The sequence below is a fragment of the Sulfurospirillum sp. SCADC genome (assembly GCF_000743525.1).
Taxonomy (GTDB): domain Bacteria; phylum Campylobacterota; class Campylobacteria; order Campylobacterales; family Sulfurospirillaceae; genus Sulfurospirillum.
In genome coordinates, this window is record NZ_JQGK01000018.1 from 15409 (window position 1) to 41545 (window position 26137).

Sequence of the window (26137 nt, forward strand, 5' to 3'; positions counted from 1 at the left end):
CTTTTAACAAAGTGCGAGCACTTCGTCTAAGCTTTTCATATCGGTAATGCTATGCGTTGGCTTTTGAGAAATGCGTTTATTAAGCCCCTTAAGGACAGAGCCTCCAAATTCAATAAACGAGTCTGTCGAATTTTCTACATGTAAAATGGATTGTTTGTATTTAACCGGCGAAACTAACTGCTCTGAGAGGAGTTTTTTTGCCTCTGATTTACTGTGGTATGCACGCGCTGTTACATTGGAAATCACAGGCATTGCAAAACTCTCTTGAATCCATTGTTCCAAATACACTTCGAGTTTTGGTTGAGCAGCGCTTAAAAGTGGACAGTGGCTTGCGACGGACATCGGAAGTAAAACCGCTTTTTTAGCACCTGCTTCTTTAAAAAGAGGCTCTAAGGATGCTAAATCATCTTTATTCCCCGCAATAACAATTTGTCCATCGCCATTGTAATTGGCCGCCCACACTTTTTTACCAAGCTCACGTTCTTTACATGTAAGCGTTTCAACACTTGCATCATCCAAGCCAAGAAGCGCCATCATGCCAGCATTGATGCCCTCACACGCTTGCTTCATCAAAAGACCTCGTTGGTGTACAAGCTCTACCGCATCAAGATAATCCATAGCACCAGCAGCACTCAACGCCGAAAATTCACCAAGAGAATGACCTAGAACGGATTGAGGAATGAGTTTGCACTGTTCACTAAAGAGGCGATGTGCGATGAGGCTGACCAATAAAATAGCAGGCTGTGCGAACTCTGTTTGGTCTAATCTATCGTTCTCTTCAAACAAAAGCGTTGTAAAGTCAAAACCTACGCGCTGACTTGCTTTTTCGATCATCTCTTTTGCAAGAGGAGCGTTGTCATAAAAATCTTTTCCCATGCCTATTTTTTGGCTACCTTGTCCGGGAAATATAAAGATAGTATTATTCATTGATGAACCTTTTATGTTTTACATGTAAGCTTTTGCACAGGTACAAATGCACACATCTAGTCTATTTTTAGTCTGTCTTTGTAATCGTTGATTTTTTTACGAAGGGTATTTCGATTGAGTCCAAATTTCTCACTGATGGCAAGTTGGGAGCCAAATTTGGTATAACCACTTTTGATCATAGGAACATCAAAAAGGTAGAGCAAATCACGGTAATCATTTCGCCCACCAATGCGCCCTGATAAAAAACGCTCCATCATTGCTAAAATTTCCTCTTCACCAAAAGAGTTCATCAAATACGCATTGTAAACCGATCGTCTCAGGGAGTAACAATTTTTGCTCAAATCGGGTGTGATTTCATCCAGTGAAGGTGCTGCACCAAACTCTCCATCAAACATCATGCACGCTTCAGAGGCAAATTTTTCCATCAATGGGTTCACATCTTCAAGACGTTCTCGAAGCGGTGGAATCACAATTTTAAGGCTGAAAAATTCGTCCATCAAGGGTTCACCAATCGGCAAACTAGACGTGGCAATAATACGTGTTTTATGCACATCCAAGGTGATTTTGAGTTTTTTATAATTGGTAATTTTGTGAAAATTTTTGACGATGAGACTACTGTTCGTTTCAATAAGCGCTAAAAGCTCATTGAAAGCACTCGCATCGACAATAGGAGCTGAAATAATGTGTTTGGCAAGCGTTTGTTTGCCGACACCACTTTCCCCCAATATCAGTGCATTAATCGTAACACTTTTGAGAAGATTCGCAGATTTTAGAGCCTCCATAGAGGCTCTTGACTTGGCTATATAATTAGTGTGATCCACAACATCCGCCACCATGGGAGTGACTTTCACCGCCGCAGCATCCACCTTCACCGTGCTCATGATCATGATCGTGTCCACCGCAACATTCATGTTCGTCATCATCTGTAGTGTGGCAACTGCCACCTGAACCACATCCACAACCACCAGAAGCACCGCCAACATAACCGTTTAAAATTTCATCAGCCGTTGCATCACGTACTTCGAGAATGCTAATTGCAAATAAAAGATCTTGTCCCGCTAAAGGATGGTTAAAATCGATTTCAACGGTTTCGTCATTAAAGCTTTTAACACTTACTTGAACCGTCTCACCATTTTCACCTTGACCATAAAGCGTCATGCCAACTTGAAGCTCAAGTCCAGCAAATTGCTCTTTTGGTAATGTTTGAACAGCTTTATCATCGTAAATACCATAGGCATCAGCTGCAACTACTTTAATGTCAGCGTTCTCACCAGCTTTAAGCTCTTTAATTTTCTCTTCTAATCCTGGAATAATTTGACCTTTTCCAACAATAAAAGAGAGTGGTGCTGCATTAATATTACTATCTAAAATTTCACCACTATCAACATTTCTAAGCTCATAATGGATTGAAACTACTTGATTATCACTAATACTCATATTTTCTCCCTTAATTTATAAACAGGGGATTTTAGCATAAGTTTGTTGTATATGCCCTTAGGCGAAAGCGTTAAGTCTATTTTTTGGGCAAAGAGGTGTATAAAAAAAGTTATTTAATTTTTTTTGCTTCAGAGGAATCAGGATAATTCTCTTTAAGCGCTTTGTAAAAACCTTGTGCATCTTTGGTTTTTCCAAGCTTTTCAAAAGAAGCACCTGTATGATAAAGAAGTGTTGGGGTGTAAGCAGCCTTATCAAAAAGTGAAATACTGGACTTATAGTATTCAATCGCTTTGGCATAAGACTTTTGATTGTATGCTATTTCGCCAAGTGTAAAATTGACTTTTGCAGGTTTATAGTTACGATTTAAGAGTTCTGTATAGAGCGTTTGTGCTTCAGTATACGATTTTTTATCAAAATAATCATCCGCTTCTTTAATCAATGTCGCGCTATCTTTAGTGCTTAATTCTTTAGCAGAAATCGTTTTTGAGGGGGTCTCTTTTTTAGCGGGTTCAGGCGCAGTAGTCGTCTTAGAAGCGCTGCTCTTGTTACCCCTTACTTCATTCGCAAGTTGATCAAATTTATCTTTTGGAACATAGTCTTTATTGATAGAATCAATCAACGTTCCAAGTTCACCAACAACCACTTTGATTTTATCTTGATTTTCGGTTTGAATCTTACGGCTCTCTTCAACATACTCTCTAAGTTTTTTATTTTCCTCTTCGAGCTGGCGCATTTTTTCATCTTGTTTGGCAATTTTAGTTGCATAACTTTCCATAACTGAACGCATTCCCTCGTACTCTTCAGAAACATTACTCAGAGCTGTTTTATTATTGACAACGGTTTCATTAATGGTTGCTATTTTTTGACTGTTTTGAGGTTTCATGTCAGTAACGCTGACAGTATTACTATAGGAGGTATTGCTAGTGGCGCTACTAGAATCACTGGATCCAAAGGCTGAGGGTTCACTCGATAGCGCTGCCATAGGCAGCAACGCTATCGAAAATAGAAAAATCTGTTTTTTCATTCAAACAAAGATTATGGAAGAACTTTAAATTCTGCTCTTCTGTTTTTAGACCAACAATCTTTATTGTGCTCTGTGCATGCAGGATTGCTTTCGCCATAACTTACAACCGTTACTCTATCTGCAACCATACCTTTAGCAACTAAACCATCTTTAACACTTTTTGCTCTTTTAAGACCAAGTGCATAGTTGTATTCGTCTGTACCGAATTCGTCACAGTTACCTTCAACTTTGATGGAGAAGCTTTTTGCTTCTGTAGAGTTGAACAATGCAGCGTTTGCATCAATGTTAGCTTGTTGATCTTTTCTGATAGTGTATTTGTCAAAATCAAAATAAATTGTTTTAGAGTTAGCCTCTAAAGAAGCGATCAATTTTTGAAGAGCGCTCATACCATCATTTGTTGATGCACCTTTTGTATCACTAGTTCCTTTAGTCATATCGACTTCTGGACTTTTTTGGCTACAACCTGTTAAAACCAAAACCGCTACCGCTAAGCTTGTTAAAGCTAATTTACCCATTATTAGATCCTTTTTAAAAGTTCAAATTTAAAAACTTCGGAATTATAGCACATTTTTTTAAAAAAATCACCAGTCAATTGACTGAAGTTTACCAGTTTTTAACTGAAATTGATACGTTTTGTTCGCATTAAGGCGAATGATGCCCAATGCACTCTGATTTCCAAACTGTTTAATGAACATAATGGTATCAGGATCTTTTGCAAAACGTGGATAAAGATTCTCTCCTGTTGCCGTTAACTGTCTCAAATAATCTGTTTTTGTTGAAATCAAATAGAGATTAAACGTATTTCTACCAAATTCACTGTCCGCTTCTCTGCTCGAATAAACAATATAATTATCATACGTTGAAATAGAGTTCTTATTTTTACCATGATAAACGAGTTTTTCAAAGCTTTTATCGTAAATACCTTGTGCAAAAATATCGGGACTTCCTAAACGATCAGAGACAAAGGCAATACGTTTATCATCATCAATAAAATTACCATTGACATCAATCCCTGAATAATCTGTAATTTTACTGATTTTTCGGGTTGAAATATCATAGATGTAAATATCGGCTTGATCTTTAGGCGCCATGGTTAAAAGAAGTTTTGTTCCATCTTTTGAGACATCCGAACAAACAACCATACCAGGGCTTGAAATAATGCTTTTTCTACCCCCTGTTTTTAAATCATATTGGTATATTGTCGGCTCAGCACCACTGTACGAGGTATAATAAAAAGCGCTTTGATCAGCATTCGCCCATTTAGGAAAGATATTCAGTCCACCCGTTACCACTATTTTCGTATAACTCAACGTGTAGTCAGAAATGACAATCTCACTCTTTTTAGCATCTGTATAGCGTGCAAAAATCACTGATTGTTCCATCCATTTAACCGATGGTGCGCCTACTTGATCATTCACATCCACAACAATTTTGTGCGCTAAAAAAGGATTTCTTTTTTTATCCGTGATGCTATACACTTTCTCAAAAGTTGTTACGCCTGTCTTAGCGTTAATCAATTTTACATTTGCAGTAGCCGCATTAAGATCTTGCGTGAGACTAAAACGTAAGATCATATCTACTTTTTTATCAGAGAGGAAGTTCTCTAATGGCCCACCTTCATAACTACTTTGCAGATAATCATCAAGAACATTAAAATGGCTGCTCACACGTAAATCACCTGCTATAAGCTTAAAAAAACTTCTTCTTGACTCTAAATCAACATTTTTTGGGCTTGCATCTTGTACCGCAATTTTGGGAAGTACATCTATTTTTTTAACAATTTCTACCGTTGCATCACCCGCAAACGACATCAGTGTTAAACATAAGAAAACGACGAGTTTTTTAATCATGATTTACTCCTTTATATCTTTAAATTCAACTTGCATCTCAAATAATGGACCTTTTTCATACTTTGGAAACTCGACACTTTCCATTACATGTAAAAACTCTTTGAGCTTTGTATTAAATTCATTATTATAAGACAACGAAGCTATTTTGTAACTAAAGGTGCCTTGATCACTGACCTTAATTACGACCTTCGCAACATTGCCGTTCTCCGTATCAACGGTCTTTTGCCAATTCTCTTCCAAAATCTCTTGTACTTTACCAATAAATGGATCGTACTCCCCACCTTTTTTTGTGTCGACTAAATGCTTTTGCTCTGAAAAATTCAAGGAGTTTGCAATTTTAGACGCAGCACTTTCGCTCTTCTCTTTTGTCTCATCTTTATTGGGCTTCACGCGTGTAGGTGTTGTCTGATCTTTCTTTTGCTCTTTTGCTTCTTTAGGAAGTTTAGACGTATTAATATCCTCAAAAAGACCACGAAGTGACTGACTTTTGACTGCTTCTTTCGGGGAAGAGGCAACTTTTTTCTCTTCAGCAGGTTTTTCAACCGGCTTTACAACAGGTTTTTCAACCTCTTCCTTTTTTCGTTCCTCTTTAAGCTTTTCAGAATCATTTTTCTTACGCTCAACCAAAGCAACATTCATCGGATCTTTTTGAGAAGTATAATTTTTAAGCGTATCTTTGTGCGAGTTTAAGACATAAGCAAGACAAAATAACAAGCAGATGTAGAGAAGGATGGACAATGTCCATCCAAGAGAGGCATATCTATTCACACTCGACACAATATTTATCCATTCGTTTCTAAAGATACGTTTGTAAAACCAGCCTGTTTAATTGTTTTGAGCACAAACATAACGTCTTTATAAGAGAGACCTTCGTCAGCCTTGATATAGACAATACTTTTAAGAGGATATTTACTTTTTTGCATCATGAAACTATCAGGAAATTCGGCAAGCATAAAACTATCGTTTTTGATATAGACTTTTTTATCTTTGGTCACTCTAATCTCGAGTTCTGGGAGTTTGCTCACAACAGAGGATTTACTACCATCAGGCAGTTTTATCACCTCTTCATAGACCAAGGCAGGTGTTGTCACCATTAAAATGGCGAGCAAAACCAACATAATATCTACAAGTGGCGTAATGTTTAACTCAGGAACTTCGTCCAATTGACTCATCATGCGTTATCTCTTCGTATCTCATTGGCTGAAAGTAAAATATCCACTTCCCTTTGTACATAAACAATCACTTCATACGCTTTTCGACGAAGAAAGAGATTGGCACTGTAAGCAGGAATCGCAACAAAAATACCTGTAGCCGTTGCAACTAAAGCTTCGCTAATGGCAGGTGCAATCACACCTAACGATGCACTACCTGATTGCCCTAAACCACTAAATGTCTCCAAAATAGAGACAACCGTTCCAAACAAACCAATAAAAGGTGCGGTTGAAGCGATAATGGAGAGCATCCATAAACCACTTGTTGCATTTTTTTCAGCAACATTTTTACACACATTTAATAGTTTTTCAGAAGCTCCTGCTGTACTTGAACATTTTCGCAAGATTGAATCATCGCGTACATTCTTTGAACCCATCAGCATGGACTCTAACGAATTTTTTTCAATGGAAAGCCAATATCCAAGATAAAAGTATCTACTAAAAAAAATACCACATGTAATAATAAAATAGGCAGATAGCCAGATTAAAATTACCCATGTAAAAAAACCACTTCTTGCAAAATAATTCAAGAACAATTCAGCAGATGACATAAGATTTAAAATTTCCTTGTTTTTGCAATAGAGTCGATTTTCGCTGTCGCAATAGCAATAGCAATATCGGAATCACTAATACTCTCTAAAAGTGCTTTAGCAGCTTCTAATGATTTGGCAACTTCACTTTCGTTGATTCCACCAATTGAGACTGCTCCATCGGCTAAAACAGTCACAGAGTTTTCATCGACTTTAACATGTCCCCAATTAATAGCGACAACGTCATGGTTTCCATCTTGGAGTTCAATATCAATGACACCTGCTTGTAAAAGCGTTACCAAGGAGGCGTGGTTTGGTAAAACACCAAACTCACCTTCTTTACCTGGAAGCGTAACACTCTTTACATCGTTGGCGAAAATTTGACCAGATGGAGTCACAATTTCCAATTTTAATGTATTCATTTTTTAACCTTATCGCTTCTTAGTTTTTTAGTTTTGCAGCTTTCTCAATCACTTCTTCGATACTTCCGACCATGTAAAAAGCAGCTTCTGGTAAATCATCATACTTACCATCTAAGATACCTTTAAAGCCAGCAATGGACTCTTCAAGCGTAACGTATTTTCCAGGGCTTCCGGTAAATACCTCTGCAACGAAGAATGGTTGAGAAAGGAATCTTTCAATTTTACGAGCACGATCAACCGTAACTTTGTCTTCTTCACTCAGCTCGTCCATACCAAGAATAGCAATAATATCTTGAAGGTCTTTGTATTTTTGAAGTACGGCTTGTACACCACGCGATACAGTATAGTGTTCCGCACCCAAGATTTCTGGATTCAACATGCGTGAACTTGAATCAAGTGGATCAACCGCTGGGTAGATACCTTTTTCAGCAATTGCACGGTTAAGGACGGTTGTTGCATCTAAGTGAGCAAATACTGTTGCAGGAGCAGGATCGGTTAAGTCATCCGCTGGTACGTAAACGGCTTGAACAGAGGTAATTGAACCTTTTTTAGTCGATGTAATTCTCTCTTGGAATTTACCCATCTCACTCGCTAACGTTGGCTGATAACCAACCGCTGAAGGAATACGTCCAAGAAGTGCAGACATTTCAGCACCTGATTGTGAGAAGCGGAAAATGTTATCGATGAACATCAATACATCAAGACCCATTTCATCACGGAAGTACTCAGCCATTGTAAGACCCGTAAGTGCAATTCTATTTCTTGCTCCTGGAGGCTCACTCATTTGTCCATAGCACAGTGCAACTTTGTCCAAAACATTAGAGTCTTTCATCTCATGGTAAAGATCATTTCCTTCACGCGTTCGTTCGCCAACACCTGCAAATACAGAATATCCGCTGTGTTTAAACGCAACGTTGTGAATGAGTTCCATAATAATAACGGTTTTACCAACACCCGCACCACCGAAGAGTCCAACTTTACCACCTTTTGCATAAGGGGCAAGGAGGTCAACGACTTTGATACCTGTCTCAAAAATTTCAGATTTTGTACTTTGCTCTTCAAATTTTGGAGGCTCTCTGTGAATAGACCAAAGTGTTTTTCTTGAAACATCCTCACCTTGATCGATAACATCACCAATGACGTTAAAAATACGTCCTAAAACCTCTTCACCGACAGGAACTTGAATAGGATTACCTAAAGCTTTAACACTGATTCCTCTTGTTAAACCTTCACTCATATCCATCGCAATTGTTCTTACACGGTTGTCGCCTAAATGTGCTGCTACTTCAAGAATCAAACGTTGCTTCTTGCCTTCAACTTCATAATTCACTTCAATCGCTTCATTGATTTTAGGAAGGTAGCCATTAAAATCGACGTCAACAACTGGACCCATAATCTGGCTAATTAATCCATTCATTGAATATTCTCCTTTTATTTTTTGCAAAACAGTTTATTTCATAGATTCTACACCACTGATAATCTCAATGAGCTCAGTAGTAATAGACTCTTGTCTAGCTTTATTGTATGCCAATGTTAAAATACCAACACGCTCTTTGGCATTGTTGGTTGCATTTTCCATTGCTTGCATTCTTGCACTGTGTTCAGCTGCGAGTGAATCAATAAGTGCATAATACATATTGTATTCAAAATATTTTTGTAACAATGAATCCAAAATCTCTTCACCACTTTCATCAGGCTCTAATTCCATTAAGGAGCTTGTTTCAAGCGTTTCAAGAGGAGATTGTACGGGTACAACATCCACGATTTTCAACTCTTGTGAAATCATATTTTTATATCCATTATGGATCAAGATCACTTTGTCAGTTTTCCCCTCAACAAAATCATCAATTGCACCTTTAATAATCTCTTGTGCTTTTTCATAACTTGGAGATGAGCTTACGCCTGCATAGGAGGTCAAAAGCTCAGTTCCTTGGAAATTGAAAAATGCCATACCTTTTCTTCCAACAGCACGAAGTCGAACGGTTACATTTTGGTTTCCATATTCAGCTAAAAGGTTACGGACGGCTTTAATGGTTTGAATATTAAAACCACCACACAAACCTTTATCTGCGGTCACAAAAATGACATCAATCGTGCTGGGTGTCTCATTTTTATCAAAAAAACGACTCTCAACCGCACCATTTTTGTACTGGTTAATTTTATAAGCAATTTCGGAGAGTACTTCGTTAATTTTAACGGCATACACACGTGATTGCTTCGCAGCCATTTCGGCACGTTTTAACTTTGCAGTTGAAACGAGCTTCATAGCGCGTGTTGTTTTTTGAGTATTCTGAACACTCTTAATTTTTCTTTTTATCTCTTTAAGGTTTGCCATAGCTGATCCTTACTTGACTGCAAACGTCGCTTTAAACTCGCTCAATGCCTTATGTAATAGCTCTTCAAGCTCTTTATCAATCGCTTTTTTAGCTTTAAGTTGTTCAAAAATATCTGCATACTTTGCTTCAACATAAGAGTTAAGTTCCACTTCAAAACGGCCTACTGATTTAACATCAATACTGTCTAAGTACCCTTTAGCGCCTGCAAAAATAATCAAAATCTGTTTTTCAACAGGAATTGGTGCATAAGGAGGTTGTTTTAAGAGTTCAACCATACGTTGACCACGCTCTAATTGTTTACGGCTTGACTCATCAAGATCACTTGCAAATTGTGCAAATGCTTGAAGCTCACGGTATTGAGCAAGGTCAAGTCTCATCGTACCTGCAACTTGTTTGGTTGCTTTAATTTGTGCCGCACCACCAACACGAGAAACCGATAGACCGACGTTAATCGCTGGACGAATACCAGAGTTAAAGAGGTCTGATTCTAAGAAGATCTGACCATCGGTAATAGAGATAACGTTCGTTGGAATATACGCAGATACGTCGCCTGCTTGTGTTTCAATGATTGGAAGCGCTGTTAGTGAACCTGCACCTAATTCATCATTAACTTTCGCTGCACGCTCAAGAAGTCTGGAGTGTAGATAAAAAACATCACCAGGGTACGCTTCACGACCCGGAGGACGTCTGAGAATCAATGACATCTCACGGTAAGCAACCGCGTGTTTTGAAAGATCATCATACACGATTAACGCATGTTTGCCACTGTCTCTAAAAAACTCACCCATAGAAACACCTGCGTATGGAGCTAAGAATTGCATAGCAGCAGAATCACTTGCGCCCGCATTAACGATGATGGTGTATTCCATAGCGCCGTGTTCTTCAAGTTTTTTAACGACTTGAGCAACGGTTGATTGTTTTTGGCCAATGGCTACATAAATACATGTAACGTTTTGACCTTTTTGGTTAATGATGGTATCAAGAGCAATGGTTGTTTTACCCGTTTGTCTATCACCAATAATCAGCTCTCTTTGACCTCTACCAATTGGCACAAGCGCGTCGATCGCTTTAATACCTGTTTGAAGTGGTTCATGAACGGATTTACGTGCCATAATACCGTGTGCTTTTTCTTCAACGAAACGTGTTTCAGTGGCGTTGATGGGACCTTTTGCATCAATAGGATCACCGAGTGAATTCACAACACGACCCACCAAGGCTTCACCAACAGGCACACGAAGAAGTTTTGCCAATCGTTTAACTGAAGAGCCTTCTTTAATCTCATTACAACTACCCAAAACAACGATACCTACACTTGATTCTTCAAGGTTAAGTGCCATGCCTCTCTCGCCATTTTCAAACTCAACCATTTCACCGGCCATAACGTTTTTCAAACCATAAACGTTTGCAACACCGTCAGCGACAGAGATAACCTTACCTGTCTCTTCGATGTCCACATTGAGCTCAAAGTTTTCAATACGCTCTTTAATGATTGAACTGATTTCGTCAGCTTTCATTTTTGCTCCCACACATTACTCCTTAACTTTCTTTTATCTATTTATTATTAAATTGCTTTCAAGATATGCTCTGTTAATTGAGCTTTAAGACGCTCAACTGAGAAACTCACTTCCACACCCAAATCATCTAACTCAACTTTAATACCCGGATAACTGTTTTTGTTTGCATCTAATTTAATTTTAGCATTAAACTTTTTACTGAAATTCTCTTCTAACATACTCACTTGTGCTGGACTCATTTTAAAGTTTGTTGAGACACTCCCTTCGTACGTATTGTTTTTTAAAGAGAGTTGGTATTTTAACTCTTTAGCAACAACCGCAATCAAGGCAAGTCGATCGTTGTGGCTCAGTAATTTGATGAAATTTTGAAATTTCATATTTTGAGTTTCTACCAAAGAGAGTACTAATGCTTCTTTTGCGTTCACAGAGACATCTGGAGAGAGAATAATGTTATGAAACTTCTCTATCGTAAAGGCCCCAGCCAATTGCGTTAACAAACCATACACTTCTGTTAATTCCGCATCATTACAGCTGCTCATGAGCGCATTAACATATTTTTTTGCTATTGCTCCACTCATTTAGGCAACCTTCTTATTGACAATTTTAACGATTTCGTCATTGTCTAAAGAGATAGAACCCTCTTTAAACATCTCATCTAAAACTTCACAAACAATGGCTCTTTGCATTTTACGACGCTCAATACTGACACGATCCTCAAAGGCTCTGCTCAAACTTTCAATTTCGACATCTGCGTCTTGTGCAACTTTATCGGCTAAAAGAAGTGCCTCTTTTTTAGCCGTTTCGACAATGACTCTTGCATTGGCTTTGGCCTCTTCGACTTTAGCAAGAGCAATCTCTTTTTTGCTATTTGACTCTTTCAATTTGACCTGAATCGAATCTAACTTCGTTGCGATCTCATTTTTACGACCTATATACCACTGTTTTGCGGCATCTGCAACGTAATAGTACATAATCGCAGCAAAGATTAAAAAGTTGACAGCTCTTGGAAAAATATCCGTCGATCCGCCACTTTCACCACCGCTGGCTAAAAGCGCCATGGGAGCTAACAAGAGTAAAAAATAGTTTATTTTCATCCGTATACTCCTTAAATATGGCTCAGTTTAGCAGCAACACTCTCTTTGAAAAGAGGCATTTGTGCCAACAGACCATTTTTAAACTCATCCTTTTCTGACTCTAAAGCCTTCAAGAACGTTACGCTTTGAGCTTCAAGATCACTCTTTTTTTGCTCAACTTTTTTGCCCGCTTTCTCTTTTGCCTCATTCAGTGCAGCTTCTCTAATTTTCGCTGCTTCCATTTTTCCTTCAGACAAAATCGTCTCTACTTCTTGATAGTAGGCTACAACGTCACTGGCATTTTTCCCTGCATTTTCTAAATCACGATTAATAGAGTTATTTCTATTGTCGATAAACTCCAGAAGGGGTTTGTAAAGCGTTTTGTTAAGAAGTATTAACATCACTAAAAACACAGTTCCAGTCACCAGTAACAGTGCTGGGATAATATCCAACATATTTCTTGCTCCTTTAGCTCGAGATCAGACTCAATTTTTAAGATTTTTTAGCACAAACAAGATTGCTGTATCAAAATTTTGCGCGAATTGTAACACAGCAAAGGAAAATAGTTTATTAAATGAACCGACGCAACTCGTTTTATGACTTCAATTGCTCCAAAAAAGTATAAATTGCTTCACCGTTTTTAAAATGGATGGTAATGGTATTTGCTTTAGGTTTTGCCTCAAAGCCAAGCTCTTTTAGCCTGCTTGTGAGTGTTTGGAGCTCTTCAGGAATTGAGGGAACGGTCTTTTCTACTTTACCAATTAACTCGTCACTACTTTTAAGCTTTTTCACTAACGCTTCGGTTTCACGGACACTGAGCTTTTGACCTAAAATGGTGTTGACAATCGTCTCTTCATCTTTAGGCTCAAGTCCTACCAAAACTTTGGCATGACCTTGGGAGAGAACACCTTCTGCAAGGTATTTTTTGGTTTGGTCGCTTAAGCTCAGCAACCGAATCGTGTTGGTGATTTGGGTTCGGCTTTTATGGATAATCTCAGAGAGTCCATCTTGCGTTATTTTATACTCTTCAATGAGTTCTTTATAAGCGATGGCAAGTTCAACGGGATTAAGATCTTCTCTTTGAATATTTTCAATCAGTGCTAATTCACGCAGATTCTTTGATTCGATGTCTGCAACAATGGCTTTAATTTTTGTAAAGCCTGCTAGTTTGCTCGCACGTAAACGACGCTCACCTGCAAGAAGCATATAGCCATCATCTTTGGCAACCACAATGATGGGTTGGAGTAACCCATGGCGCTTAATCGATTCGCTAAGCTCTTTTAAAGCAACTTCATTAAAATGTGTTCGTGGTTGGTAAGGATTTGGGGTAATACGCTCAATGGCAATGTCACGAACCAAATCTTTTGCTTGCTCAATATCTTGTTTGTATGCCTCTTCGACATCTTCGATAATCGCACTCAGTCCTCGTCCTAAAACCTTCTTTGCACTCATCACGTTAACTCACTAAAATCGAATTGGCAAGATTTTGGTACGCTTTAGAACCTGGAGATTCTACATCGTATAAAATAATCGGTTTGCCAAAACTTGGGGATTCTGCGAGTTTGATATTGCGTGGAATGACCACATACGAAGCACTCTCTTTGTCCACAAACAGTTTGCTTTTAAAATGCTCTTTCAGATCGGCAAAGACTTGTTTTGAGAGGTTGTTTTGGGTGCTATACATGGTCGGTAAAAAGCCTTTAATTTCCAGTGTCGGGTTAATCGTTTTTTTAATCAGTTTCACGGTATTGAGTAACTGCGCCAAACCTTCCAATGCAAAAAATTCGCACTGAATCGGGATAATCACAGAGTTTGCAGCACTCAGTGCATTAATTGTAATGCTTCCAAGGGCTGGAGGTGAATCGATGATGATATAATCGTATTGATCTTTAATCTCTTCAATTTTCGTTTTCAAAATAAGCTCGCGACCCTTGGTATTGTTATCGTAAAACTCTTTTTCAACTCCCACAAGCCCAATATTCGATGGCGCTACATGTAAGGTTGAAAGTGACGTCTCAAGAATGACTTGCGAAAGACGTTTTCTGCCGATAAGCACGTGATAGATGTTGTACTCATAGTCGCTTCTGTGAAAACCAAGACCGGTTGTCGCATTGGCTTGAGGGTCAATATCGATCAATAACACGCGCTTTTCAGCAACTGCTAAGGAGGCAGCCAAATTGATAGCGGTCGTTGTTTTACCAACACCACCCTTTTGATTTGCTATCGCTATAATCTCACTCATCGTAAACTGTACACCTTTTTATTTTCTAGCTCTATAGAGCCATCATCACACAATATCGCGTCACGTAACGAGACCAATTTGCCATCCAAATGGAAAGAAAAGTTTCGATTTTGGTCAAATTCTATCTTATATTTACTAAAAACTTTCTTCCACGATATTTTTTCCTCAACCTTTGTAACTAAATCTTCGGCTAAAGCTTTGGGTGTAACGATAATATCTAAAGTCCCGAAATTTTCAGGTGCGCTACACAGATTAAGTCCGATAGAACCTACAATTGTAGCACCCGTTTTGGTGGTGATCATTCCTCCAATTTTTTTCGTGTCACAGTAAAAATCATTGGGCCATTTTAGCCATACTGACGAGCCTTTTTCTTCTAAAATCTGCTTCACTAAAGCAGAAAAATAGATCGAAACAGAGGCTAATGGCAAATCGAGTGGTAACTGTTTCTCTTCGACACAAAATGAGAAAAAGAGATTTCCCGCTTTTCCAACCCAAGCGTTACCACGACTGCCCACCCCATTGGTTTGTGTCGTAGCACCGATGGCACATGGTGCAAGAAGTGTACCTTCGCGAAGCGAGGTGATGAGATGTTGATGCGTGGACTCTAAAGAATCAAACCAGTGTATCACCAATGTTAAGCCTTTTTCCACGTATATAATCTACTGCACTCATCGCATTTTTGGAGATCGGCTGAAGGGTTTTAAGCAGCAAAGAACCCTTTTTACATGTAAGGATAATTCCCTCCGGTTTGATCGCTTGAATAACGCTACCAAGGGTATTTTCTTTGTCATCATGGTATTCAAGCTCTAGCAGTTTTAGCCCCGATTCCAAGTAAAGTCCTGGCCAAGGAGAGAGTGCTTTAAAGCGTGTCACTATCGCTTGAGCACTTTGCTCAAAAGAGACTAAACCATCCTCTTTTTTGATCTTTTTACAATGGGTTGCATTAGCACTGATTTGGGTTAAAGGCGAGATGGAATGAAAATTTTCAAGGGTCACAACGGTTAGTTTTGCCGCGAGTGTAGCAAGGGCATCAAACAAAAGTGTCGAAGTGTGTTTAGATTCAATTTTAAGGTATGAAAATCCAAGCATTGCACCCGTATCAAGCCCCTCTTCTATAAGCATTGAGGTCACGCCTGCATAGGTTTCATTGGCTAAAAGGGTCGATTGAATCGGACTTGCACCTCGGTATTTTGGAAGCAGCGAAGCGTGAAGGTTGATGCAAGGCGCAATAGCAAGAATTGCTTTAGGCAAAATCTGACCGTATGCTGCCACTACGATAAAATCAGGCTTTAAGGCAGCAATCTTGGCGTGAGCTTCATCTCCTCGCAGTGATTTTGGCTGATAAATTTCTACATGTAAACCTTGTTCAAACAACCATGCTTTTGTATGTGGAGGTGTCAGTACCTGTTTTCGCCCGACGGGTTTGTCTTCTTGCGTCACCAAAAGCACCACTTCAATGTCAGAGTTTTTTAGAAGTGCTTCTAAAATCGTCGTGGCATAAGAGGGAGTCCCCATAAAAACAATGCGCATCTTAATCCTTCGTATAGGTTCATTCTTCACATAAATACTTCGGTTCCAACCCTATAAAAATGAAGAAGTTTACTTTTCACATGTAAAGAGTGTTCCACCTTTATGAACGCCCTCTAGCATATAACTTTTGACATCGCTTAAATCAAAACCATTCGCGATAAACATCGATTTTTCACGCTCTAGCAAAAAGTCTGCCGCTTTGAGTTTGGTCACGATGCCGCCCGTTGCAAAAGCAAAATTGGCCGATTTCTCAACTTCCAATTCGCAAGGATCTATCGCATGGACAATTTTGCGCATCGTCGCATCGGCATGTTTGTGAGGGTCTTTGTCGTAGTAGCCATCAATATCGGAGAGTAAGATCAAAAGATCCGCTCCAAAATAATACGCGACGCGTGAAGAGAGTTGATCGTTATCACCAAAAACAAGCTCTTCCGTTGCCGTCGCATCATTTTCGTTGATGATGGGGAGGATACCATTTTCAAGCAATGTGTCAATCGTACATTTCGCATGGTAACAGCGTTTTCGTGAGTCAAAATCATCCGCCGTTAAAAGCAGTTGCGCACCACTTTTCCCAAATTTTTCTAACTTTTTATTGTATGTAGCCATGAGTTGGGGTTGCCCAACAGCAGCAATGGCTTGGCGATTGTGCAATAATTTTTTATCCAACTTCAAAATGGAATAGCCAGCAGCCACAGCCCCCGAAGAGACTAAAATGACTTCATGCTTCTCCATCAGTGCGACTAAAAATTCCACCAAATTTAAAATGCGCTCTTTACATAAACGGTTTTGCTCGCTTAATACGTGCGTGCCAACCTTAACGACTACTCTTCTCATCACGAACCTTTGTTATAACATCGGATAGGGCATACTTGATCGAATCAACGTTGATTTTAGAGACCGAAGAGAGTGGCATCACAAAAAAGGGCAATGCTCGCTCTCTCTCATGGACATCTTGACCATACGAATGCAAGTCTTCTCTCGTTTTATATTTATGCGTAAATTCATTGGCTTCAAGCCCTAAGAGTCTTAAAAATTGATCCACTTTTTCATTGATTTCATCGGGTGTTAAGGTGTCACAACGTGTCAGTGCAATCGCGTAATCACGGTGTGCTAATTTTTCAGAAAAGTTACGAAGTTCTTGTTGCAACGTGTAGTATTGCTCTTTAAGATCACGGTAATTAGCAAGATCAATCATAAACAGTAAAAACTTCGTACGCTCAATATGGCGTAAGAACTCAATTCCTAGCCCTTTGCCTTCACTAGCTCCTCCAATAATACCTGGAATGTCCGCCATCACATACGTGCGGAAATCATCGGTGACAACCACACCCAGTTTGGGTGTTAACGTTGTAAATTCATAATTGGCAATTTCAGGTTGTGCATTAGAGACAACTGAAATCAGCGTTGATTTGCCTACATTTGGAAACCCAACCAGTCCAACATCCGCGATCAATTTAAGCTCTAATTTAATCTCTTTCGTGATTCCAGGGCGACCAGGTTGTGCAAATTCAGGGCGTTGATTGGTCGAACTTTTAAAGTGAGTGTTTCCAAGCCCTCCCATGCCACCTTCTAAAAAGAGTTTTTTTTCACTGTCATCGACAAGATCTAAAAGCACCTCTTTCGTTTCAGCATCCAATACTTGGGTTCCAGGAGGAACAGATATAACAAGATGTTCTCCCATTTTGCCATACATTTTGCGTCCCATACCTGCTTCGCCATTTTTGGCTTTGAGGTGTTGGTTGTTTCTAAAATGCGAAAGCGTATGGGTATTTTTATCCACTTCAAAATAGACATTGCCGCCACGACCGCCATCTCCACCATCAGGACCGCCTTGGATAACATGCTTTTCTCTACGGAAAGAGACGGAACCTGGGCCTCCTTTTCCGGAGCTGAGTGTGAGTGATACATTGTCTATAAACATCGTAAAAACCTTTTAATATAAAGAGTAATAATACCTTTAATCATTACATGTAAACGTATAATCATTAGAGGTATTTTTGTTTTGAGGGAAAAAAGAAGGGTGGAGAAAACTCCACCTTTACATTATAAGCTTGCGGGGATAACAGAAACTTTGTTTCTAATTTTATCTTTACGTTGGAATTGTACAAAACCATCGATTAATGCGTAGATCGTGTGATCAACACCGATGCCTACGTTATTTCCTACATGTACTTTTGTTCCACGTTGACGAATAATAATATTGCCTGCGCGTACAAATTCACCACCAAATTTTTTAACACCCAGTCTACGTCCAGCTGAGTCTCTATTATTCTGGGTACTTCCCTGACCTTTCTTGTGAGCCATTGGTTACTCCTAATTTTTTGTATCTTAAATCGGAGTTTTGAAAAACTCCGTTACACGCTTAAAAAGCAAGCTTTTCAAGCTACGTTAGCCACTACGGCACTAAAGCTAGCCAACTGAAGTTGGCAGAATTCTATAGGTAGGTTAAGCTTTAATGCTTACAACTTTTACTCTAGTGTATTGTCTTCTAAAACCACGTTTGACTTTAGAGTCTTTACGTCTACGTTTTTTGAAAGTAATAACTTTTTTGTCTTTGCCTTCAGTAACAACTTCGAGTTCTACTGTAGCACCATTGACGAATGGGGCACCCACTGTAAGTTCGCCGTTGTTCACAGCTAAAACTTCCGTCACTACTATTTTCTCTTTTGGCTGAGCGTCAAGTCTATCGACATTTAAGTAGTCGCCTTCTTGAACTTTGTACTGCTTCCCGCCATTTTTGATAATTGCATACATGCGTATGTCCTTCTTGGGAGAGATTTATTTTGAGGTTTGGATTGTACCTAAACCTTCTTTAAGGTAATATTAAAGGAAAACGTCTTTAAGCCTAAAGGAGTCTTTCCAAAAGGCTTAAATCGTCTTTAAATCTCCCTAGAGAACCATATCGGTGTAGTATTCAATCTGCGCTTTTTTCAAGATGCGAATAAAGTTGGTACTTCCTTCAACACCGGCTGGATAACCTGCTGTGACGATGTAGGTTTTTTCTTTATCAATCAAACCTCGCTCAATGCCCTTTTGAAGCGTTTTACCCAACATCATATTGAGATTACTGGCTTCAATGTTCATGATCGGTTTAATGCCCCATGCAATGGTTAAAGAGCGGGCAACGCGTTCATCATGCGTCACGGCATAAATATCGGCACGAATTCGATACCGTGCCAATTTTTTAGCCGATTTGCCTGAACTGGTCAGTGAAATCATCGCTTCAACACCCAAGCGATCTGCAAGACGTGCGGTGGATGAGGAGATAATATCGGTCTCATCCAAGAAAGGATACACCTCAAATTTGCTGTACGGATAGATCGATTCAATCTCTTTAATCGTATTGGACATAACCTCAACCACATGGATAGGATTGACCCCAATCGCACTCTCTTCGGAGAGCATAACCGCGTCCGTTCCATCCAAAACAGCGTTCGCAACGTCACTGATTTCAGCTCTGGTTGCCATCTCTTTTTCTGCCATGGAAAGCAGCATTTGCGTCGCTGTAATAACGGGCTTAGACGCTGCATTGGCTTTGGCAATTAATCTTTTTTGAATGCTTGGAACTTTGTAGTACGGCACTTCAATACCAAGGTCTCCTCGTGCAACCATGATACCATCACTGACTTCTAAGATTTCATCAATTTTTTCAACGGCGTCAAATTTTTCAATTTTAGCAAAAATATGGGCACGGGATTTATGCTCTTTCAGAATTTTTCGTGCTTGTAAAATATCTTTGGCACTTTGAACAAAAGAGACCGCCACAAAATCGACGCCGTGCTCAGCACCCCAGCGAAGATCTGCTTCATCTTTAGGCGTAATGACTTCAATGTTGATGATGGTATTGGGAAAATTCACCCCTTTGTTGGACGAGAGTTTCCCACTGTTTTCCACGGTGGTCACAATCTTATCGCCTATTTCAATCACTTTCGCGCGAATATTGCCATCGTAGAGATAGATATATTCACCCTCTTTCAGCATATCTAAAATCTGCGGCTGGTTAATGCAGAGTTCATATCTGCCTTCTCCCGTTTTTTTACCAACGATTTGCTCTTTCGTAAAATGGATTTGATCCCCTGACTCAAGGAAAAAGTCATCTTCGAGTTTTCCTACACGAATCTTTGGCCCACAAATATCTTGTAAAACACCCACTTTTTTCTGAACATTTTTTTCCGCTTCTCTGATTTTGGCAAGTGTACTGGCATGGTACTCATGGGTTCCATGGCTAAAATTGAGTCGAAATACATTGACACCTGCTCGAATTAACCCTTCTAAAATTTCTACACTATCACTTGCTGGTCCAACGGTTGCTAGGATTTTTGTCTTTTTATCCATCTCTGTTTCCTTTTTTATAATGAGTTCTATTCTATCACTTTAGTGTTACAAAATTATATCATAAGCCTTACATGTAAGCTTTAAAAAGATGCTGAAGTTTTACACATCTAATCAATCTTGCATCACGTCTATCAATCGGCTTTAGACAATTTAAGAGAGCACTTTTTGCATTAAATTGATCCATACAAGAGCACTACCTTAATTCAATAAAATTAAAAGCTTTCTGTGGTATTATCACTACTTATTATCCTAATCAACACATACGGTTAACATAACACCATGACAAACAGCATTCAACACTCTATTTTAATTTTTAACTATAACGAAGCGGTTCATGAGAATCGTAACAGTGTCTTATACAATACGATTATAGGACAACAGGCAATGCTCAAAGACAAAGGGATCAAAGGTGTACTTGTCTCCTTAAAAGATACCCCTTATTCTCCTTTAACCAAAGAAGATCCCAACCTTGCGAATTTAGTCAAACAGCTTGAAAAACTAAGCCATAGGATTGATCTTCCCGTCGCCATTGGTGATTATAAACGCGATACGTTTGCCTATCTTAAAAAATTTAGTGCCAATACCTCGGTGAAACTCTTTCAAAACATTAATACAGCGATTCTCTTTTTTAACCCAAAAGCCTTCAAAAAAGAGCTCGATGTCCTGATCTACGATGAAGATAAAGAAAATGCGGACAAAATTGCAATGGAACTCGGGAAAATGGGCTATTCCATCGTTCATGCACGCAATGTAGAAGATTTTAAGATCAAAGCTTCTGCTAAAAAATACGATATGACCATCACGCACACGGCCATTAACCAAAATAGTACTAAAACACAGGCATCACAAGGGTTGGGACTTTCAAAACAGCTGGTGATGAATCTTCCTGTCTTTATTGACACCGCTGTGAATTCACTTGTGACGATTACAGGACTTGAAGCGCAAAAAATCAAGCATGAAATCAGACCGTTTAATGAAAAAATTCCTCCTCATGTGATCATTGCGGCGATGAAATTTAAAGGTGATATTAGTGGTGTTTTCTTCCTTGTTTTTCCACGAGAGCTTGCCCTTGTAGCACTTGAAGCAATGTTAGGGGAGAGTCTGGAAGCCGATGATACGGCGTCAATTGTCGATGGCGTTGCTGAATTTTGCAATATCATCACAGGATCAGCAAAAGTGACGTTCTCGGGTAAAAATCTTAAAGTTCTTTTTGAACTTCCTAAAACCTACCTATCTGTGCAAGTTGCCCTGAGCGATACGTTAGGTTCCAATGGCGTTTGGATCGACATGCAACTGGATGAAAAACCTTTTTACATGTTTATTACCAAGTAACTACTTTTTCTGTAAAAAACGTAATGCTTCTTGAAGGGGAATATCTTCCTCTTCGCTTCCTTGATTGATCTCAATATTGGGTATCACACCACTGGGCCATACACTTTTTCCCTTAGGCGTACACCAACGTGCTGTCGCAAACTTTACAGCGGTTGTGTTGGTGCTCAGTGGGAAAAGCGTGGCAAACGTGTCTTTACCAAACGTTGGCGTGCCAATGATCGTGGCACGATTGTACTCTTGAAGGACGGAGGAGACAATCTCCGAGCTCCCTGCTGAGTCATTATTGGTTAAAATGACTAAAGGGACTGTTTTTAAAAAAAAGAGCTCTTCGATTTTGTCAGCATATTCAACCCCTTCAAAATCTTGCGGTGTGTTTTTATACTGCTTTTTTTCCTCTTTGTGGCGACTTTTGACTGTTAGAACAAGTTTGTCTTTCTCTAAAAAAAGAGAGGTTACGGCAATACCACTGCTGAAAATGCCTCCTGGATTATCGCGAAGATCCAAAATCATTCCATTAATTTTGTGCTTTTGTGCTTCGTAAAGATAGCGCATATCCTCCAAAAAAGAGGGAAGTATATCTTGGGCGAAAGAGCTAATTTTAACATAGGCAATATCATTTTCAAACATCAAAGAGCTCATAAGATCGATCGTAACTGCTTTACGCGTGAGTTGCAGCTCAATCGGTTTTGAACTGTTCAGTTTGAGTGTTAATAATTTAATTTTGGTATTGGGAGATCCACGAAGGGCTGAAATGACCTCATCTAAACTGAGGTTACGCACTAAGACACCATCAATTTGAACAATTTCATCACCTTTTTGAAGATTGGCTTTTTGCGCAGGAGAGTGGTCAACAACCGATTTGACATAAATATGGTTGCTCTTTTGAATCAGATACAGCCCGACACCTGCAACGGGCTTTGAGCTGAGATAAAGCGTCTCATACTCTTCTTCATTTAGATAGCGCCCATTTTTGTCAACACTGGTTACCATTCCTTCTAAACAGCCTTCCATCAACCGTTTTTCATCCAAAGGCTGAATCGACTCCTCTTTAATTTTTTGCACAACCTCTTGATAAAAAAGATAAGGATCATTGGTTGGAGCTGCATTTAAAAGTGTCATTATGAGGCTTAAAAAACCAAAAAAATGTCTCAAACATAGATCCTTTGACTTTGTATAGCGGTATAGTACTACTTTTTACGCCTATTTTGCAAAAATGTCACGCTAAGATCAATCGCATCGGTTGCATCAAAGAATCGACAAACCCCAGCCGTTTGTAGAAGCGCTGTGCCGCATGATTGTGCGTGTCCGTTAAAAGAGTAATGCGTTTACATGTAAGCTTTTGAGCATGTTCTATGGCTGCCTCAACCAACCGTGTTCCGCATTTTTCTCCTCGAAATTGAGGCGCAATAATCATATCTTCCAAAAAGGCTACTTTTCCGCCAAGTGCTGTGCTGATCGTCCATAAAAGGCTTACCATTCCGATGATCTCACCCTCCTTTTTAAGCACAAAAATGGTTCCTATCGTGGCATCTTCTAGGATCATTTTAAGACCTGCGCGTTGAGCCTCAGGATGTGGCGTAAATTCAGCCTCTTGAGAAAAAAGGAGGGTTAATAAATCAATTAAAGACTCTATATCAGAGCTTTTTGCCTCTTCAACGCTAAACATACCACTCCTTTTTTGATCTGTATTGTAACATAGGAACCCTTTTTGCTTGTTATAATTACTGATATGATAAGGAGTTTTTCATGACCATTGAAGAGAGTAAAAACAGCGTCAATCAATCGTTATTGAGCACACTCGCCAAAGTTACCACAAAGAATACGACTACGGAAGATTCGTTTGCCAGTATTTTAGCAAGCCAATTAAATGGAAGCAGCAGTTCAAGTGATGAATCCACAGCTTCAACGGCTGCAACCGAATCCAATGCTGCCGTTGAGGCGTTTAAAGAAGCTCTAACGTCCAAAGGGGCGCTTCAATTCTACCAAGAGTACAATCAAGAGAAAATTGAGCAACTGATGGAAGAGAAAAAAGCGGAACTTGAAGATAAATTGGGGCTGAGTGCAGACAGTGTGCCACCCTTAAGCGGCGAAGATCGAGAAAATACGCTCTCTATGCTAGACATGATGCTGGATGCTTACCGTAAACAACTGCAAGAGAAGATGCAAGCTGAGGATGAGCTTGAGCAAGAGACGACAATGCTCAATACGTTTTTACAAGACCTTGCTTAGCGTTTTTGCAAAATTAAGATGGTTTTATCAGGCTCGTCACCAAAGAGTGTGACGGGTTTGGTAGAACAGAGTTTAAATGCCTTGAGTTTTTTAAAAAACGAGAGTGGGTGAAAGTATTGGGTGATGACTCCCTCTTCTTTGCGGTAAAGCTTTCCCTCTTTTTCAAACAAAACGATCTTTGTGACCAGCTCATGATTTTCAAAGGTTGCATCCACGCATAAAAACTGATCTTCCTTCTCTTGGCACATCACGCCTTCTGCCACGCCTTCAAAACCATACAAGGTATTGACATCGCAGACAAAATAGCCATTTTGAGGCAGCACACGTGCAACCGCTTCTAAGAAAGCGTTTATCTCGGAAGGGGCAATGTAATTTAGCACATCGGCAATCGCTACAACGCACTCAAACGAAGCCTCTTCCCATTCGTCTAGCTCTTTGGTACTCGCTTCCACCCCTAAAGCTCGTGCACGCTCGATCATGGCGACACTTCGATCAATTCCGCACGCACTGATCTGCTCATCTTTAAGATGCACAAGAAATCTGCCATTGCCACATCCCACATCCAAAATACGCTTTACATGTAAAGATTTGAGTAAACGCAAATAGGTCTGGTAGAGGGTTTCATACTGGGCATCAAAACCGATCAGCGATTCGATTTTGGCGTAAAGATCAAGAGGAGTTATCATGGGTACACTTTGGTTGGGGCTTTTTGAAAGCCCCATGAGATTTTAGTCAACGAGTTCGTGTTTAAAGCGTGCTTCATCAAATGTCTTGCCAAGGTATTCGCACACGATTCTAACATCGCGACGCGCATTTCCAAGACAACTGGTTGCACCTGGACTTGGCGTCATGTTAAAGATAATGCCCGTTCCTGGGTTGATGCTCGCTTCACCTAGCATCAATTTTTGCTCTGTTTTATTAATCACTTGAGGTCTGACACCGCCAAAGTGATGCGCATATTCAATGTCGTCTAGTTGCAACGAAGGAACAATTTTGCGTGCATCTTTGATGAAAAGCTCTTTACCAAATTTAGGAAGCTCAAACAGAACGTTTCGTAAGATGTAATTACGAATATCGCTGTCTTTCATCAAATCATAAAAAACTTTCGCCACTTTACCATCAAATTGCAATGTTTGCCAAAAATCAAGATACGTTCCACCCGTGTAACGCTCTAATTTTGGCATCACAAGGGCTGTGGGTCCAAAACGGGTACAGCCATCGGCTAAAATGTCCGGATCGCCATGCAGTGCCGCAAAAGGAAGTTTAGGATGCTGCACCATATAGACTTTACCATTGAGCATTTTTTTCTTGGTCATATAAAAACTGCCACCCACCGGTAAACAGGCAAAATCAAGTCCATAGCCCATTTCATGCGCTAAATAGAGTGAATGAGCGCCCGCATCGACCACGACAAAATCAGCCGTAAACGTATGATCTTTGGTCATCACCACGTGCATATCACCCAGTTTAGTAATGTTGGTTACTTGAGAGTTCAAAAAGACATCCGCAACTTTACCTTCGATTTTTTGAGCTTCAGAAACCAAGCTTTCACTCATTTGCCCAAAATCAACGGTACTAAACTCTCCGCCTTCCACGCCCACACCAATGACATTATCAAGACGCTCTTTGCCCTCAGCATCGTAAATAAGCTTTGGCTCAATCTGTGCAAGTTTCTCTTTATCAAAGACTTCAAGATAGGGGTACAGCTCTTTAAACTCTTCATAACGCTTTTGCATATACGCAACTTCGGTATCACCCACACCGATTGCCATTTTTTGATGCGCAAATAAAAACTTACCCTCGTGTCCATGCGCAACACAATACTTTGCGATCATGCCTGCAGTCTCTTTGACTTTTTTCGCTTTTTCTAGAGTATAGTTGGTTTCTATGTCACCACAGTGAATGGTTTGAGAATTGGACGTTCCAGCAGAATTGAGTTTTGCTAAACGCTCATATTTTTCGACCAGCGCGATACGCTTAATGTCTGTATATTTTGCAAGCTCATAAAACAGAGCTGCACCTGAGATTCCGCCACCGACGACCAAGACGTCATAGTGATTTTTTGTCATGCTAAACAACTTCCTACTCTAAGATTTTAGGGTGTGACATTCTATTATAAAAACTTTAAAGTTTTTATAATAAATT

31 protein-coding genes are annotated in these 26137 nt (G+C 39.6%); 2 read left to right on the forward strand and 29 right to left on the reverse strand.

Annotation, left to right across the window (positions count from 1 at the left end; translation table 11 throughout):
- Nucleotides 1-3: 3 nt before the first annotated feature.
- From fabD to pyk, 25 genes are all read right to left on the reverse strand, one after another.
- Complete coding sequence (gene fabD / locus JU57_RS11370) at nucleotides 4-927, reverse strand: ACP S-malonyltransferase (RefSeq protein ID WP_037961139.1); 924 nt, start codon at nucleotides 925-927, stop codon at nucleotides 4-6.
- 56 nt (nucleotides 928-983) lie between these two features.
- Nucleotides 984-1838: a sigma 54-interacting transcriptional regulator gene (locus JU57_RS11375; protein WP_294877228.1), complete on the reverse strand. Its 855-nt coding sequence runs from the start codon at nucleotides 1836-1838 to the stop codon at nucleotides 984-986.
- Nucleotides 1735-2364 carry a peptidylprolyl isomerase gene (locus tag JU57_RS11380; RefSeq protein ID WP_037961140.1) on the reverse strand — a complete coding sequence of 210 codons (630 nt, stop codon included), beginning with the start codon at nucleotides 2362-2364 and terminating at the stop codon, nucleotides 1735-1737. Before JU57_RS11380 ends, JU57_RS11375 begins: the two co-directional genes overlap by 104 nt.
- 109 nt (nucleotides 2365-2473) lie before the next feature.
- The gene (locus tag JU57_RS11385) at nucleotides 2474-3388 is read right to left on the reverse strand and encodes a tetratricopeptide repeat protein (RefSeq protein WP_037961142.1); all 915 of its coding nucleotides are present in this window, start codon (nucleotides 3386-3388) and stop codon (nucleotides 2474-2476) included.
- An 11-nt stretch (nucleotides 3389-3399) separates the two neighbouring features.
- Complete coding sequence (locus JU57_RS11390; RefSeq protein ID WP_037961144.1) at nucleotides 3400-3903, reverse strand: OmpA family protein; 504 nt, start codon at nucleotides 3901-3903, stop codon at nucleotides 3400-3402.
- 66 nt (nucleotides 3904-3969) lie between these two features.
- Nucleotides 3970-5238: a Tol-Pal system protein TolB gene (gene tolB / locus JU57_RS11395; protein ID WP_294877231.1), complete on the reverse strand. Its 1269-nt coding sequence runs from the start codon at nucleotides 5236-5238 to the stop codon at nucleotides 3970-3972.
- A 3-nt stretch (nucleotides 5239-5241) separates the two neighbouring features.
- Nucleotides 5242-6015: a TonB C-terminal domain-containing protein gene (locus JU57_RS11400; RefSeq protein WP_037961146.1), complete on the reverse strand. Its 774-nt coding sequence runs from the start codon at nucleotides 6013-6015 to the stop codon at nucleotides 5242-5244.
- A 5-nt stretch (nucleotides 6016-6020) separates the two neighbouring features.
- Entirely contained in the window at nucleotides 6021-6413 is a 393-nt protein-coding gene (locus JU57_RS11405) for a biopolymer transporter ExbD (protein ID WP_037961148.1), read from the reverse strand.
- Nucleotides 6410-7000 carry a MotA/TolQ/ExbB proton channel family protein gene (locus JU57_RS11410; RefSeq protein ID WP_037961150.1) on the reverse strand — a complete coding sequence of 197 codons (591 nt, stop codon included), beginning with the start codon at nucleotides 6998-7000 and terminating at the stop codon, nucleotides 6410-6412. Before JU57_RS11410 ends, JU57_RS11405 begins: the two co-directional genes overlap by 4 nt.
- Nucleotides 7001-7005: 5 nt before the next feature.
- The gene (gene atpC, locus JU57_RS11415) at nucleotides 7006-7401 is read right to left on the reverse strand and encodes an ATP synthase F1 subunit epsilon (protein WP_037961153.1); all 396 of its coding nucleotides are present in this window, start codon (nucleotides 7399-7401) and stop codon (nucleotides 7006-7008) included.
- Between the two features lie 19 nt (nucleotides 7402-7420).
- Complete coding sequence (gene atpD, locus JU57_RS11420) at nucleotides 7421-8818, reverse strand: F0F1 ATP synthase subunit beta (RefSeq protein WP_037961155.1); 1398 nt, start codon at nucleotides 8816-8818, stop codon at nucleotides 7421-7423.
- A gap of 33 nt (nucleotides 8819-8851) precedes the next feature.
- Nucleotides 8852-9736, reverse strand: a complete 885-nt coding sequence (gene atpG, locus JU57_RS11425; protein ID WP_037961158.1) for an ATP synthase F1 subunit gamma — start codon at nucleotides 9734-9736, stop codon at nucleotides 8852-8854.
- Nucleotides 9737-9745: 9 nt separating this feature from the next.
- A complete protein-coding gene (gene atpA, locus JU57_RS11430; RefSeq protein ID WP_037961307.1) occupies nucleotides 9746-11251 on the reverse strand; it encodes a F0F1 ATP synthase subunit alpha in 1506 nt (501 codons plus the stop codon).
- A gap of 47 nt (nucleotides 11252-11298) precedes the next feature.
- Nucleotides 11299-11829, reverse strand: a complete 531-nt coding sequence (locus JU57_RS11435) for a F0F1 ATP synthase subunit delta (RefSeq protein ID WP_037961161.1) — start codon at nucleotides 11827-11829, stop codon at nucleotides 11299-11301.
- The gene (locus JU57_RS11440; protein WP_037961163.1) at nucleotides 11830-12345 is read right to left on the reverse strand and encodes a F0F1 ATP synthase subunit B; all 516 of its coding nucleotides are present in this window, start codon (nucleotides 12343-12345) and stop codon (nucleotides 11830-11832) included. It abuts the gene before it with no gap.
- A gap of 11 nt (nucleotides 12346-12356) precedes the next feature.
- Nucleotides 12357-12779, reverse strand: a complete 423-nt coding sequence (locus JU57_RS11445) for a FoF1 ATP synthase subunit B' (protein ID WP_037961166.1) — start codon at nucleotides 12777-12779, stop codon at nucleotides 12357-12359.
- A 139-nt stretch (nucleotides 12780-12918) separates the two neighbouring features.
- Nucleotides 12919-13776, reverse strand: a complete 858-nt coding sequence (locus JU57_RS11450) for a ParB/RepB/Spo0J family partition protein (RefSeq protein ID WP_037961311.1) — start codon at nucleotides 13774-13776, stop codon at nucleotides 12919-12921.
- Nucleotides 13777-13780: 4 nt separating this feature from the next.
- The gene (locus tag JU57_RS11455; protein WP_025343857.1) at nucleotides 13781-14566 is read right to left on the reverse strand and encodes an AAA family ATPase; all 786 of its coding nucleotides are present in this window, start codon (nucleotides 14564-14566) and stop codon (nucleotides 13781-13783) included.
- Nucleotides 14563-15216, reverse strand: a complete 654-nt coding sequence (locus JU57_RS11460; protein WP_037961169.1) for a biotin--[acetyl-CoA-carboxylase] ligase — start codon at nucleotides 15214-15216, stop codon at nucleotides 14563-14565. The genes JU57_RS11455 and JU57_RS11460 overlap by 4 nt, the downstream gene beginning before the upstream one ends.
- The gene (gene fmt, locus JU57_RS11465) at nucleotides 15179-16096 is read right to left on the reverse strand and encodes a methionyl-tRNA formyltransferase (RefSeq protein WP_037961172.1); all 918 of its coding nucleotides are present in this window, start codon (nucleotides 16094-16096) and stop codon (nucleotides 15179-15181) included. Before fmt ends, JU57_RS11460 begins: the two co-directional genes overlap by 38 nt.
- A gap of 69 nt (nucleotides 16097-16165) precedes the next feature.
- Entirely contained in the window at nucleotides 16166-16930 is a 765-nt protein-coding gene (proB, locus tag JU57_RS11470) for a glutamate 5-kinase (RefSeq protein ID WP_037961174.1), read from the reverse strand.
- Nucleotides 16911-18017 (reverse strand): GTPase ObgE, encoded by a 1107-nt coding sequence (obgE, locus tag JU57_RS11475; RefSeq protein ID WP_037961177.1) that lies wholly within the window; start codon nucleotides 18015-18017, stop codon nucleotides 16911-16913. The genes proB and obgE overlap by 20 nt, the downstream gene beginning before the upstream one ends.
- A gap of 122 nt (nucleotides 18018-18139) precedes the next feature.
- A complete protein-coding gene (gene rpmA / locus JU57_RS11480; RefSeq protein ID WP_025343852.1) occupies nucleotides 18140-18400 on the reverse strand; it encodes a 50S ribosomal protein L27 in 261 nt (86 codons plus the stop codon).
- 141 nt (nucleotides 18401-18541) lie between these two features.
- Nucleotides 18542-18850: a 50S ribosomal protein L21 gene (rplU, locus tag JU57_RS11485; protein ID WP_025343851.1), complete on the reverse strand. Its 309-nt coding sequence runs from the start codon at nucleotides 18848-18850 to the stop codon at nucleotides 18542-18544.
- Between the two features lie 135 nt (nucleotides 18851-18985).
- On the reverse strand, nucleotides 18986-20431 hold the full coding sequence (gene pyk / locus JU57_RS11490; RefSeq protein WP_037961180.1) for a pyruvate kinase: 1446 nt from the start codon (nucleotides 20429-20431) through the stop codon (nucleotides 18986-18988).
- Between the two features lie 279 nt (nucleotides 20432-20710).
- Between pyk and JU57_RS11495 the strand changes: the two genes are divergently transcribed.
- A complete protein-coding gene (locus tag JU57_RS11495) occupies nucleotides 20711-21763 on the forward strand; it encodes a chemotaxis protein CheX (RefSeq protein WP_037961183.1) in 1053 nt (350 codons plus the stop codon).
- Here JU57_RS11495 and JU57_RS11500 read toward each other — a convergent pair whose 3' ends face one another.
- Together JU57_RS11500 and JU57_RS11505 are read right to left on the reverse strand one after the other, a co-directional pair.
- Nucleotides 21764-22915: a S41 family peptidase gene (locus tag JU57_RS11500; RefSeq protein WP_037961186.1), complete on the reverse strand. Its 1152-nt coding sequence runs from the start codon at nucleotides 22913-22915 to the stop codon at nucleotides 21764-21766.
- Nucleotides 22916-22979: 64 nt separating this feature from the next.
- Nucleotides 22980-23429: a GNAT family N-acetyltransferase gene (locus tag JU57_RS11505; RefSeq protein WP_037961189.1), complete on the reverse strand. Its 450-nt coding sequence runs from the start codon at nucleotides 23427-23429 to the stop codon at nucleotides 22980-22982.
- An 80-nt stretch (nucleotides 23430-23509) separates the two neighbouring features.
- On the opposite strand from JU57_RS11505, the gene JU57_RS11510 reads away from it, so the two are divergent.
- A complete protein-coding gene (locus JU57_RS11510; RefSeq protein WP_037961192.1) occupies nucleotides 23510-23992 on the forward strand; it encodes a hypothetical protein in 483 nt (160 codons plus the stop codon).
- Here JU57_RS11510 and JU57_RS11515 read toward each other — a convergent pair.
- Complete coding sequence (locus JU57_RS11515; RefSeq protein WP_037961194.1) at nucleotides 23989-24678, reverse strand: class I SAM-dependent methyltransferase; 690 nt, start codon at nucleotides 24676-24678, stop codon at nucleotides 23989-23991. The two genes, JU57_RS11510 and JU57_RS11515, sit on opposite strands and share 4 nt — an antisense overlap.
- Before the next feature lie 42 nt (nucleotides 24679-24720).
- Nucleotides 24721-26061, reverse strand: a complete 1341-nt coding sequence (locus tag JU57_RS11520; RefSeq protein WP_037961197.1) for an FAD-dependent oxidoreductase — start codon at nucleotides 26059-26061, stop codon at nucleotides 24721-24723.
- Nucleotides 26062-26137: the final 76 nt, after the last annotated feature.